12 protein-coding genes are annotated in these 12979 nt (G+C 70.7%); 11 read left to right on the forward strand and 1 reads right to left on the reverse strand.

Annotated elements, in window-relative coordinates:
• The first annotated feature begins 1 nt into the window (after position 1).
• The 9 genes from EV148_RS10280 to EV148_RS10320 all read left to right on the forward strand — a co-directional run bounded on the left by EV148_RS10280 (position 2) and on the right by EV148_RS10320 (position 8685).
• Complete coding sequence (locus EV148_RS10280; RefSeq protein WP_131997584.1) at positions 2-640, forward strand: zf-HC2 domain-containing protein; 639 nt, start codon at positions 2-4, stop codon at positions 638-640.
• Positions 641-647: 7 nt separating this feature from the next.
• Positions 648-2015 (forward strand): S8 family peptidase, encoded by a 1368-nt coding sequence (locus EV148_RS10285; RefSeq protein WP_131997587.1) that lies wholly within the window; start codon positions 648-650, stop codon positions 2013-2015.
• Positions 2002-3054, forward strand: coding sequence for a DmsE family decaheme c-type cytochrome (locus EV148_RS10290; RefSeq protein WP_131997590.1), 1053 nt, complete (start codon positions 2002-2004; stop codon positions 3052-3054). Before EV148_RS10285 ends, EV148_RS10290 begins: the two co-directional genes overlap by 14 nt.
• A gap of 16 nt (positions 3055-3070) precedes the next feature.
• On the forward strand, positions 3071-5629 hold the full coding sequence (locus EV148_RS10295) for an MtrB/PioB family outer membrane beta-barrel protein (protein ID WP_131997593.1): 2559 nt from the start codon (positions 3071-3073) through the stop codon (positions 5627-5629).
• A gap of 11 nt (positions 5630-5640) precedes the next feature.
• On the forward strand, positions 5641-6315 hold the full coding sequence (locus EV148_RS10300) for a c-type cytochrome (RefSeq protein WP_131997596.1): 675 nt from the start codon (positions 5641-5643) through the stop codon (positions 6313-6315).
• An 80-nt stretch (positions 6316-6395) separates the two neighbouring features.
• A complete protein-coding gene (locus EV148_RS10305; protein WP_131997599.1) occupies positions 6396-6803 on the forward strand; it encodes a cupredoxin domain-containing protein in 408 nt (135 codons plus the stop codon).
• A 147-nt stretch (positions 6804-6950) separates the two neighbouring features.
• Complete coding sequence (ykgO, locus tag EV148_RS10310; RefSeq protein ID WP_005913193.1) at positions 6951-7076, forward strand: type B 50S ribosomal protein L36; 126 nt, start codon at positions 6951-6953, stop codon at positions 7074-7076.
• 229 nt (positions 7077-7305) lie between these two features.
• Positions 7306-7647: a hypothetical protein gene (locus EV148_RS10315; protein WP_131997602.1), complete on the forward strand. Its 342-nt coding sequence runs from the start codon at positions 7306-7308 to the stop codon at positions 7645-7647.
• Between the two features lie 3 nt (positions 7648-7650).
• Positions 7651-8685 carry an agmatine deiminase family protein gene (locus EV148_RS10320; RefSeq protein WP_131997605.1) on the forward strand — a complete coding sequence of 345 codons (1035 nt, stop codon included), beginning with the start codon at positions 7651-7653 and terminating at the stop codon, positions 8683-8685.
• A 9-nt stretch (positions 8686-8694) separates the two neighbouring features.
• On the opposite strand, the gene EV148_RS10325 is transcribed toward EV148_RS10320, so the two are convergent.
• Positions 8695-10734, reverse strand: a complete 2040-nt coding sequence (locus EV148_RS10325) for a diguanylate cyclase (RefSeq protein WP_131997608.1) — start codon at positions 10732-10734, stop codon at positions 8695-8697.
• Positions 10735-10847: 113 nt separating this feature from the next.
• Here EV148_RS10325 and EV148_RS10330 point away from each other — a divergent pair, with 113 nt between their 5' ends.
• A complete protein-coding gene (locus EV148_RS10330; RefSeq protein ID WP_131997611.1) occupies positions 10848-11735 on the forward strand; it encodes a carbon-nitrogen hydrolase in 888 nt (295 codons plus the stop codon).
• Positions 11736-11761: 26 nt separating this feature from the next.
• Complete coding sequence (locus EV148_RS10335) at positions 11762-12976, forward strand: TraB/GumN family protein (RefSeq protein WP_131997614.1); 1215 nt, start codon at positions 11762-11764, stop codon at positions 12974-12976.
• Positions 12977-12979 lie beyond the last annotated feature (3 nt).

Consider the following 12979-nt stretch of genomic DNA (forward strand, 5'->3'; position numbering starts at 1 on the left):
CATGCAGTCTCCGCAACATCGCCAGACCTGGGACCTCATTCCCTGGCTCGTCAACGGAACCGCGACCGCATCCGATCGCGCACTCGCCGAGGCGCATCTCGCCGCCTGCGCCGATTGCCGCGACGAGTACGCGTTCCAGTCGCGCGTGCACGCGGGACTCGGCGTGGAGGCGGCCGTCGCCGACGAGCCCGGGCCCGCGTTCGGGCGCCTGCTCGAGCGCATCGAGGCCGAGCAGGCCGGGCAGGCTGCCCCTGCACACGCGCCGCGCCAGCGGCGCCTGCTGCGCGCACTGGCCGCGGCGGTCGTCGTGCAGGCGATCGGCCTCGCCACGCTCGGCGCGTGGGCGGTCGGGCATCGTCGCGCCGACGATGCGCCGGCCTACCGCACCTTGAGCACGCCCGCGGCGGAGCCTGCAATGGCGAGCCTGCGCTTCGTGCCGTCGCCCGAGCTCAGCGTCGGCCAGCTGCAGCGCCTCCTCGGCGACAATGGCCTGCACATCGTCGGCACCAACGAGGGCGGCACGATCTACACGCTGGCGCCGGTTGCATCCGCGCACACCGATGCCGGCGTCATCGCGCGCCTGCGCGCGGCGCCGGGCGTGCTGCTGGTGGAACCGATCGCCAATCCGTCGGCGAGGTGACCGGACGATGCAGGCGCGCCCCGGCTGGAAAATCCGATTGCCGCGCGTCGCCGCCGCGACGGTCTTCGCCTGCGCGTGTGCACTCGTGGCGATCCGTGCCGCTGCGCTCGATCAGGTGCCGGCGGGGCTCGCCGACGACGCGCGCCTGATCGTCGTCGCGATCGACGACAAGGCCGACCCGGCCGCCACCGCGGGCGCGACGCCGCGTGGCTATGCCGGCCTGCCCGACTACGCCGGCGGTGCCGAACGCACGCGCGCGGCGGCGCGCCGCATCGCCGGCGACTACGCGCTGCGCGAAGTGTCGGCATGGACGATCGATGCATTGCGGCTGCGCTGCATGCTCTATGAACTCCCGGCAGGCAGCGACCGCGCCGAGGCGCTCGCCCGCATCCGTGGCGACCGGCGCGTGAGCCTCGCCGAGCCGCTGCAGCAGTTCAGCACCTACTCGACCACGCCCGCGGCAGCGCCATCGCCACCAGCACCGTCGGCGGGCCCAGCCGGCGCCTACAACGATCCATACGTCGGCTTGCAGCAGGGCTTTACGCGCATCGGCGCCGCTGCCGCGCAGCGCTGGGCGAGTGGCGCGCGGATCGAGGTCGCGGTGATCGATACCGGCATCGACGCCACCCATCCCGACCTCGCCGGCCGCGTCGTCTCGCAGCGCGACTTCACCCGCGACGGGGACGCCGCAAGCGCCGGCCACGACCGTCACGGCACCGAAGTCGCAGGCGTCATCGCCGCGGTCGCCAACAACGGCGTCGGCATCGTCGGCGTCGCGCCCGGCACGCACATCCGCGCCCTGCGCGCGTGCTGGCCGGTACAGGCGAACGGCAGCGCGGCGCGCTGCGACACGTTCACGCTCGCCCAGGCGCTCGGCGCGGCCATCGCCTCGGGCGCGCGCGTGATCAATCTCAGCCTCGGTGGTCCACCCGACCCGCTGCTCGAGCAACTCGTCGCCAAGGCGGTCGAGCGCGGGGCGATCGTCATCGGCGCGGTCCCGCCCGACGCGCGCATGGACGGCTTTCCCCTCGACGTCGAAGGCGTGATCGCGGTGCGCAGCAGCGATGCAGCCGCGACGGCGCGGCCCGCCCTCGCCGCGCCCGGGCGCGACATCCTCACGCTCGAGCCCGGCGGCCACTACGACTACGCATCGGGCAGCTCGCTCGCGACCGCGCACGTGACCGGCGCAGTCGCGCTGCTGCTCGAGATCGACCCGCGACTCGACGCGAAGACCGTGTTCACGCTGCTCGACGGCTCGAGCCGCCGCGCGGACGCGTCGATCGACGCCTGCGCCGCCGTGCGCACGCTCGCGCACAAGACCGAAGGCTGCGACTCCCTGGCCACCGCAACGGGACTGGTCCATGCGAAGCACTGATGCGATCCGGCGCCTGCTGGCGCTCGTGCTGGGATGCGCGACGCTGGTACCGGCGTTGGCGCAGCAGAGCCGTGACGAACTCGCCAAATCGCTGCCACCGACGAACCTGACCAGCGACGACGTGCAGGTCGGCGCATCGATGATCGGCGTCGCGCCCGGCTTCGCGAACGCGAAGGTCGCCGACAATCCCGGTGCGCCCGGCGCGACCGCGGTCGGCGAACGCACCTGCATCGCCTGCCACCGGCTCGAGAGCGAGCATTTCACGCACACGTTCCATGCGCTCGGCCTGCACGCGGCGAGCAAGGCCGACGCGTCGATACCCGTGTGCGAGACCTGCCACGGCCCGGGCTCGGCGCACGCGAAGGATCCCGGTGCGAAGGGCTTGATCATCGGCTACACGAAGGATTCCGGCACGCCGATCGAGACGCAGACGAAGACTTGTCTCGCCTGCCATGCGGGCGGCCCGCGCGACCGCTGGCTCGGCTCGGTGCACCAGCGCAACGGCCTGTCGTGCACCGACTGCCACAACCCGATGGCGAAGTTCTCGGCCGAAGGGCTGATGGCCAGGGCGTCGATCAACGACACCTGCGCGCAGTGTCATCGCGACGTGCGCCTGCAATTCAACCGGCGCTCGCACATGCCGTTGCCGGAAGGCCAGATGAGCTGCGACGACTGCCACAACCCGCATGGCTCGGTGACCAACCCGCTGCTGAAGACCAACAGCGTCAACGAGACCTGCTACCAGTGCCATGCGGAAAAACGCGGGCCGTTCCTGTTCGAACACGCGCCGGTGCGCGAAAGCTGCCTCAACTGCCACACGCCGCACGGTTCGAACCAGCAGACCCTGCTCGTCACGCCGCTGCCGTTCCTCTGCCAGCAATGCCACTCGGGCCTGCGTCATCCGAACGACCTGCACACGCCGGGCTCGCTCGGCAACGGGGCGCACCCGGACGAACGCGCGATGGGACGTGCCTGCGTGACCTGCCACGCGAACATCCACGGCTCGAACGCGCCGTCGGGCCCGAAGTTCCACGAATAGCACCGCGGGAGGACCCATGCGCACACCTCGCCTGCTCCGCCCGCTGCCGCTCGCCGCCGCGATCGCGGCGGTGGCGGCCAACGCGCGTGCCGACAGCGGCGTCGGTGTCGACACCTGGCGCGCGAACAAACTCGATCCGACCGCAGGGGCGACGGTCGAGGGCTGTGACGCGCGCGGCACGAGCTGGCTCGAGGCCGGCGGGCACCGCACGCCGACGGGCAACCTGTACGCGTGCCCTCCACCCTCGCCCGCGACGGCCGACCATGGCGCGTGGACGACTTCGGGCATCCTGTCGGTCGGCGCGGTCGCGACCGGCGGTGACGACGGCAACGCGCTGTGGAACCGCTACGTCGACTGGGACGGCGGCATCGTCCTCGCCCTGCTCGCGTTCGAGGCCGAACGCGCCGCGGACGGCAGCTACGCGAGCGTGCGCGCGAGCCGGATCAGCGACGACGACGAGTACTACCAGGCCGTGTTCGGCCGCGCCGGCAGCTACAAGGTGCAGGCATTCCTGCGCGACATGCCGAACCTCGTCACGAACACGGCCAAGCCGATCTGGAACGGCGTCGGCACGAACCACCTGACCCTGCCGGCTGGCTACGCCGCCGGCGCGAGCACGCCGGACGCGATCGCGGGCCTGTCGGCGGCAACACCCGAGCGCACGCTCGGGGTCACGCGCGAGAAGCAGGGGCTCGGCTTCAGCGTGTACCTCACGCCGCAGTGGACCGCGTACGCGAACGCGACCGACGAGCAGCGCCACGGTGCGCGCCCGTTCGGCGGTCCGTTCTTCTTCAACTTCCCGTTTCCCGACAACGGCGGCGTGCTCGAGACGGTCAAGCCGATCGACGATTCGACCGTGAACCTCAGTGGCGGCTTCCGCTATGCGGGCACGACCTGGCGCATGGAATTCGGCTACAGCGGCTCCTTCTACCGCGACCGCTACACGCGCTACACCTACGAGATGCCGTTCGCGCTGGCGCCGCTCGTGCCCGGCGCGGTGTCGGCACCGCTGACGACCGGCCAGTTCGCGACCGAGCCCGACAACGACTGGCACAATCTCAAGGCCGCGTTCACGCGCAAGTTGCCGCTGAACGGCGAGCTCTCGATCACCGCGTCCGGCGGGCGCATGAGCCAGGACGACACGCTGATCCCGCCGGTCGCCTGCGCGGGCGTGTTCGGCATCGGCCTCGACGGCAACCTGCAGACCGGACCGCAGAACCCGTACCTGTACGACTGCGCGAACTGGAACACGCCGGACGCGCTGTCGCGCCGCTCGGCCGACATGCGCATCGACACGAGCCTCCTCGACGCACGAATGGTGCTGCAGCCCGGCGCCGACCTCACCTTGCGCGGTGGCCTGCGCCACGAGCGCGAGGACTATCGCAACGTCTATCTCGCATACAACCCGCTCACCGGCCAGTACGGCTACGTCAGCGAGAACGGTTCGCAAGGCAGCGTGGTGCCCGGCGAGTCGGGCATCTGGGACCCCACGGATCCGTCGGCGATCACGCGCATACGCAGCCTGCCGCTCGACATGCAGACGACCGAGGCGAACATCGGCGCCGACTGGAAGGTCGGTGCGCGCGACACGCTCGGCGCCACGCTCGCCTTCAGCCGCTACGAACCCAACCACCGCGAACGCGGTACGGTCGACGACGGCAGCATCAAGCTCTCCTGGACCAACCGCGCGCTCGACTGGCTCACCCTGCGCGCCAACTACACCTACCTGCACCAGGACGGCGACCGCTACGACTACGATCCATACGACTTCACGTATTCGATCAGCCTGCCCGGCTTCGTTGCTCCCCCGAACGGCGTGCCCGCGCACACGGTCGATGCGTTGCGCAAGTACGACGTCGCGAGCCGCAGCGAGCACAAGCTCGACCTCATGGCGACGTTCATGCCGCGCGACGACATGACCGTCAGCGCCTCGCTGCGCGGCGACTTCAACGATTACGACGCCGACCTCGGCCGCAAGGGCTACGACACGCTCGGCGCGACCGTGCAGTGGGAATGGCAGCCCGCGCCGGGCAGCAATGCGAGCGTCTACTACGCCTACGACCGCTCGAAGCTGCGCATGGCGAACATCAACGAGATCAACGACGGCGGCTCGAACCCGTCGATCGGCGGCAACACCTACGTCGACATCGGCCGCTGGTGGGCCGACGACACGCAGCGCAACCACAACGCAGGCGTCGTGCTCGCGCACGCGTTCGGCCGCGTGCGCCTCGACGCGAGCTGGAACTACCTCCATGCGCGCGGCACGACCGACTACCGCTTCGCCTCGCCGCTCGCGCTGGCCTGGGCCGACACCGTGATCGGCGACGGCGCCGGTGGTGGTGCGTTCCCGGCGATGACGTATCGCGTGAACTCGTTCAGCGTCGGCCTGCACATTCCGCTGCACGAACGCGTCGCACTGCGCGTATTCGACCTCTACGAACGCGGCCGCATCAGCGACTGGCACTACCTCGGCTTCGCCACGACCCACGCGATCGATCATCGCGTCTACACCGACGGCGGGCCGCAGGGCTACGACGCCAACCTCGTCGGCGTGCTGCTCGACGTGCGCCTGTGACGGGAGCCGCCATGACCGCCATCGAACGCGTGATCCGCATCCTGCTCGGCGGTGCCCTGCTCGCCGCGCCGCTCGCCCATGCCTCGGACGACCTCATCGACCTGCGCGACGCGCCGCCGGTGCGCGGCGACGCCGTCGCGGGCAAGGCCAAGGCCGCCGTGTGCAGCGCCTGCCACGGGCCGCTCGGCGTCGCGGTCGTGCCGACGTTCCCGAATCTCGCCGGCCAGAAGGCCGACTACCTGTACTGGCGCCTCGTCACGTTCAAGCGTGCCGGGGACGCGGACTCGCCGATGACCGCGCAGGTGGCCCATCTCGACGATGCGGCGATGCGCGACCTCGCCGCCTGGTTCGCCAGCCTCGAACCGGCAGCGGGCACCAACGGCGCTGCCGGGATGCCCGGCGCGACGATCTATCGCGATGGCGATCCCGCCCGCGGCGTGCCGCCCTGCCAGGGCTGCCACGGCCTGGACGCTCGTGCCCGCGTCGGTGCCGACGACGCGGCACGCGCGCGCCTGTATCCGGTCCTGCGGGGCCAGCACGCGGCCTACCTCGCCGATCGACTCGAGGATCTCGCGACCCATCCGCCGCACACCAGCACGGCCCATGTGATGGCGCCGATCGCGCGCACGCTCGATGCCGCGAGCATCGAGGCGATCACGCACTGGCTCGAAGCCGGCGCGCCGTGACGACCCGCCATTCGCCGCCGGCGCGAGCCTGCGGCGCACCACGCCAATCCCGGAATCGCCACTCGAGAGGACGACGCCCCATGCGCAAGACATCTTCCCTGCTCACCGCGCTCGCACTCGCCACTGTCGGCGCTCCGGCCGGCGCGGTCGGCCATACGATCCACGTCGGCGGGGGCGGCCTCGTGTTCACGCCGTCGAACATCGAGGCACTGGTCGGCGACACGGTCACCTTCGTCAACGACGGCGGCTTCCACAATGTCGCGTCCGACGCCGGTTCGCCGCTGTCATTCCGTTGTGCGAACGGCTGCGACGGCAGCGGTGGCAATGGCGACATCAGCAACGCGGCGTGGAGCGCGACGATCACGATCAGCCAGGCCGCGGCCCATGGTTCGATCGGCTTCCATTGCGAAGCGCACGAAGGCGCGGGCATGGTCGGCTCGATCAGCGTGACGAACCCGGTCGACCTGCAGTCGTTTTCGATCGACTGAGCCCGTTCGGACCCGCCGGGCCGGCCCCCTCGCTGAGCCCGGTCCGGCCGGTCGTCCCGCCGGCTTTCCGGACCCGCTTCCAATGCCGCGGAAATTCCTTTAGAATTCCACGCTTTCCGCGTTCAGAAACCGTTGCGAGGCGTTTCCATGAAAGTGCTGTCGTCCCTCAAGTCCGCCAAGACGCGCCATCGCGACTGCAAGGTCGTGCGCCGCCGTGGCAAGGTGTTCGTGATCTGCAAGAGCAACCCGCGTTTCAAGGCGCGCCAGCGCTGAGCGGGGCATCGCTCCCGGATTCGAGAAAGGGCCGCTCTGCGGCCCTTTTTCTTTCCGCGCATGGCGCTACGTGGCACCGGCGTGGCAGGCGGTTCCTCGCGGTCCTTTTCCTTGCACGTCATCGCACATCCGGCGGCCGGTCATGGAACCGCCGGCAGGGTTCTGATAAAAAGGCGGCTGCGGGTATGGATCAGTGGCAGTTCCCCCTTTTCGGACAAGGATTTGAGCCATGTTTGTAAAGCTTGTTCTCGCAACGGCGACCAGCCTCGCGGCAGCGGCCCTGATCGCTCCGGCCGCCCATGCCGACACGCTCGACACGAAAGCCACGAAGCGCCACCACCATCGCGCCATGGCCAGCGAAGGAGCCAACCTTCCCGCCCGCGGCATGACGATGGCGCAGGTCGAACGGCGCTTCGGTGCGCCGGCCGAGAAGCTCGCGCCGGCCGGCGGTGACGCGCCGCGCCATCCGACGATCAATCGCTGGCGCTATGCCGGCTACACCGTCTACTTCGAACGCAATCGCGTGCTGCACAGCGTCGTCGACGAAGCGCCGCCGGCGCCGAAGTCCTGATCGATGGCATCGAGCTTGCGCCTGCCTGCCGAATGGGAACCGCAGGCCGGCGTGATCATCGCCTGGCCGCACGCGGATACCGACTGGGGTCCGCGCCTCGCACGCATCGAACGCGCCTACGTCGGGCTCGCCGCGGCGATCGCGCGCTTCGAACCGCTCGTGGTCTGCGTCGCGGATGCGAAGGTGCGCGCGCGCGCGACCACGCTGCTCGCCGACGCCGGCGTCGATGCCGGACGCCTGCGTTGCGTCGAGGTCCCGTATGACGATACCTGGCTGCGCGATTCGGGGCCGCTCACCCTCGCCGGAGCCGGCCGCTTCCAGCTGCTCGACTTCCGCTTCACCGGCTGGGGCGGCAAGTACGAAGGCAGCCGCGACGACGCGCTGGTCGAGACGCTGCACGCGCGCGGCCTGTTCGGCAGCGCCGAACGCCGCCGCATCGACTGGGCGCTCGAGGGCGGCGCGATCGAGGTCGACGGCCGGGGCAGCCTGCTGACGACCTGGCGTTGCCTGCACCAGCGGCATCCGCAGATGAGCCGGGCGGAAATGGATGCGTTGCTGCGCGACGCGTTCGCGGTCGAGCGCGTGCTCTGGCTCGAACACGGCTATCTCGAAGGCGACGACACCGACGCGCACATCGACACGCTCGCGCGCTACGCACCGGGCGACGCGATCGTGCTGCAGACCTGCGACGACGCGGCCGACCCGCACCATGCCGAGCTCGGGCGCATGCGCGAGGAAATCGCCGCGCTGCGCACACCCGACGGTCGGCCATACCGCCTGCACGAACTGCCGTGGGCGCGCGCGATCGTCGACGGCGGACGCCGCCTCGCCGCGTCGTACGCGAACTATCTCGTCGTCGACGGCGGCGTCGTCATGCCGGCCTACGGCGACCCCTCGGATGCCGCCGCGGCGCGCGTGATCGCCGCCGCGCACCCCGGCCGCGAGATCGTCGCGGTCGACGCACGCGAACTGATCTGGCAGAACGGCAGCGTGCACTGCCTGACGATGCAGCTTCCCGCCGGCGTGCTCGCCACCTGAGCCGACGGCTCAGGCGTTCGCCTGGTCGGGTGACACCGGCGCGACGAGTTCGAGCCGGTAGGTGCCGCGGCCGGCCTGCTTCGCCTCGTAGAGCATCGCATCGGCGCGCGCGACGAGCTGCGCCGGCGGCAGCGGGCAGGCCTTGCAGGCGGCGACGCCGATGCTCGCGCCGACCGCGAGGGTCAAGCCTTCGCTGCGCAGTTCGAACGGGCGCGACATCGCCATCACGAGCTTGGTCGCGATCGTGCGCACGCGCTTGACGTCGGGGATGCCCTCCATGACGACGACGAACTCGTCGCCGCCGAGGCGCGCGACCGCGTCGGACGCGCGCACGTTCTCGCCGAGCCGGGTCGCGAACGCGCGTATCAGCGCGTCGCCGACCGCATGGCCGTGCGTGTCGTTGACCTGCTTGAAGCGGTCGACGTCGAGGTAGAACACGGACAGCAGCCATTCCTTCTCGCGCGAGCGCTCGATCGCCGCGTCGAGGCATTCGTGGAATGCGGCGCGGTTCATCAGGCCGGTCAGCGGGTCGATGCGCGCGAGGTGGATCAGGCGCCGCTCCTCGCGCTTCTTCGACGTGATGTCCTGCACCATCGCGTGCACGCCGATCACGCTGCCGTCCTTCTCGGCCGTTTCCGGGATGAACGTGATCTCCACGCACTGGTAATCGTCGCCGTCGCCTTCCTCGTCCTCGAACGTCACGCGTTCGCCGGCGAGCGCGCGCCCGAGGTACGGCTCGCGCCGCGCGTAGCGCGCGTCGCCGAGCACGCTGCGCAGGTCTTCGCCGACGATCGTCGGCGCATGCGCGGCGTAGGCGCGGCGGAATGCCTCGTTGGCGAAGACGAAGCGCTGCTGCGCATCGACGTAGGCGATCTTCACCGGCAGGGTGTCGGCGACCGTGCGCAGGCGCTGCTCGCTGAGTTGCAGCGCCTGCTCGACCGCGCGCATCGCGGTGATGTCCTGTGCATAGCCCATCACGTAGGCGGAACCGTCCGCGTCGGTGTACAGCCGGTTGCGGTACTGCCAGACGAGTTCCGCGCCGTCACGGTTCTGCACGCGCAGGAAGCCGGCGTCCTCGCCCGCCCGCGCGATGCGCTGCTGGTACTGGTCGATGAGGAAGCGCAGGTGCGGCGGCGCGAGGTCGCGCAGCGGCGTGCCGAGCAGTTCGGCGACGCTGCGCCCGAGCGCGGCCGCCGCGGCCGGGTTGATCGACAGCAGGGTGCCGTCAAGTTCGTGGATCCAGATGAAGCCCGTGCTGTGCTCGAAGAAGTCGCGGAAGCGCCGCTCGCTCGCCTCGAGCGCGCGCATCGCGCGCCGCTCGGTGGTGACGTCGCGCGCGCGCAGCAGCAACACGTCGCGGCCGGACAGCACGGTGCGTTCGGCGAACGATTCGACTTCGAGCTCGCGCCCGTCCTTGGTGCGGTGGCGCCCGACCATGGTACGCCCGGCCGGCGGCAGGTCCGGGCCGACCGCGACGTCGCGCGGACGCAGGTCGGGCACGCTCAGCGCGGAGAATTCCTCCTCGCTGTAGCCGTAGGTTTCGGTCGCGGCGCGGTTCGCGCCGAGGAAGCGCAACGTGTTCGGGTCGCAGATCCACACCGGGTGCGCATCGAGGTCGAACACGGTGCGCAGGCTCACGCTCTGCGTGCGCTGTTCACGCGCGCGCAGGACGCCCATCACGGCCAGGCGCAGCGCGTACTGCAGCACGAGCGGCTGCAGCCCCGGCAAGGCGAGCGCGTCGCTGGCTCCGCGCGCGAGCGCGAGGTCGCACAGCGTGCGGTCCGGCCGCGCGGCCAGCACGAGCAGGGCGACGTCCGGCGCCCGCGCGCGCAGCTTGGCGATCGATTCGAGCTGGCGCGCCCCGGCGACGTGGAGCACGACCGCGTCGAAGGCCTTGTGCACGAGGCGCGCGACCGCTTCGTGCGTGCCGGGACAGCTGGTGATCGACGCGCCCGAATCGGCGAACAACGCGCGCAGCCCCGCTTCGTCGGCGGTGCCGACGACGACGAGGACTTCGAGTGCAGCCTGCGCCGTGCCCGTGCCGGTCATGCCGCCTTCCTACACTGACGCGCCCTCTTCCACAACTGGCGTCTTGCCCCCATGCTCGCTCCCCCATGCGCGATCCGCGCTACCATCCCGGTCTGGAATCCCGCTTCTACGCCATGCCAACGAAATCCCTCAAAGTCGCCCTGCTGCAGGAAACCGACCGCGGCAGCCGCGAGGCCAACCTCGACGCGATCGAGGCGGGCCTGCGCGAAGCCGCCGCCGCGGGCGCACGGCTCGTGCTGCTGCAGGAGCTGCACAACGGACCGTACTTCTGCCAGCACGAGCACGTCGGCGAATTCGATCGCGCCGAATCGATCCCCGGCCCGAGCACCGAGCGCATCGGCCGCCTCGCCGAGGAGCTCGGGCTCGTCGTCGTCGCTTCCCTGTTCGAACGACGCGCGGCCGGCCTCTACCACAATACCGCCGTGGTATTCGACCGTTCGCGGGCGATCGCCGGCAAGTACCGCAAGATGCACATCCCCGACGATCCGGCATTCTACGAGAAGTTCTACTTCACGCCGGGCGATCTCGGTTTCGAGCCCGTGCCGACCTCGGTCGGCAAGCTCGGCGTGCTCGTCTGCTGGGACCAGTGGTATCCCGAGGGCGCGCGCCTGATGGCGCTCGCCGGCGCGGACCTGTTGCTGTATCCGACCGCGATCGGCTGGGATCCCGCCGACGCCGACGACGAGAAGGAACGCCAGCGCGACGCCTGGATCACCGTGCAGCGCGGCCACGCCGTCGCCAACGGCCTGCCGCTGCTCGCCTGCAACCGCACCGGCTTCGAGGCGGCGCCGGATGGTGCGCGCGGCATCCAGTTCTGGGGGTCGAGCTTCGTCGCCGGGCCGCAGGGCGAGTTCCTTGCCCGTGCGCGCAGCGACGGTCGCGAGCTGCTGCTCGCCGACGTCGACCTCGGCCGCAGCGAAGACGTACGGCGCATCTGGCCGTTCCTGCGCGACCGCCGCATCGACGCCTACGCGGACCTGACGCGACGGTATCGCGATTGAACGCCGACCGTGCAGGCCAGCCGCCGATGAACACCCACGCCCCGGCCGGCGACGCCCTCGCCGGCCAGCCGATCGCCCGCGTGCGGCGCGGCGACATCGAATACGTGCTGCTCGGCACCGCGCACGTGTCGCGCGTTAGTGCGGACGCCGTGCGCGCGATCCTGCAACGCGAGGCGTTCGACGCGGTCGCGGTCGAGTTGTGCGAACCGCGCTACCAGTCGATCCGCGATCCCGAGGCGTTCCGTCGCCTCGACCTGTTCCAGGTGATCCGCCAGGGCAAGGTCGGCCTCGTCGCCGCGAACCTCGCGCTGTCGGCGTTCCAGCGCCGCCTCGCCGAGCAGTTCGGCATCGAGCCCGGCGCGGAAATGAAGGCGGCGATCGACGGCGCCGACGAGCGTGGCCTGCCGGTATGGCTGGTCGACCGCGAGATCGGCATCACGCTCAAGCGCGCCTACCACAGCGTCGGCTTCCTCGACCGCCTGTCGATCGTCGGCGGCCTCGGCGCGAGCGTGTTGTCGCGCGAGGACGTCAGCGAGGACGAGATCGAGAAGCTCAAGCGCGGCGACCTGCTCGGCAGCATGTTCAGCGAGTTCGCGCGCGAGTCGCCGCCGTTGTACGACGCGCTGATCGGCGAACGCGATCGTTACATGACCGCGCGCCTGCGCGAACAGGCCGCGGCGGGCGAGGCGCGCCGCGTGCTCGTCGTCATCGGCGCGGGGCACCTCGCCGGCATCGAGCGCGAGCTGGCGAACCAGAACGAGATGCCGCGGCCGCTGGTCGAGAAGCTGTCGCAGGTGCCACCGCCGTCGCGCTGGCCGAAATGGCTCGCCTTCGGCGTGTTCCTCGTCATCGCCGGCGCGATCGGCTTCGCATTCACGCGGGGCGCGCGCGCGGGCACCGACGCGCTGCTCGCCTGGACGCTGTTCACCGGTGGCGGCGCCGCCCTGGGCGCGATCGCTGCGGCGGCGCATCCGCTGAGCGTGATCGCCGCCTTCGTCACCGCGCCGCTCAAGCCGTTCCGCCCGGGCGTGCCCGCGTCGGCGTTCAGCGCCGGCGTAGAGGCATGGCTGCGCAAGCCGCGCGTCGCCGACTTCGACAGCCTGCGCGACGACGTCGCGCACTGGACCGGCTGGTGGAAGAACCGCATCGCGCGCACCCTGCTGAACTTCATGTTCGTCACGCTCGGCACCGTCGTCGGCGAATACCTCGCCGGCTTCCACATCATCAAGAACCTGCTGTGATCC

The sequence above is a fragment of the Dokdonella fugitiva genome, from assembly GCF_004342425.1.
In the GTDB taxonomy this organism is placed as follows: Bacteria; Pseudomonadota; Gammaproteobacteria; order Xanthomonadales; family Rhodanobacteraceae; genus Dokdonella_A; species Dokdonella_A fugitiva.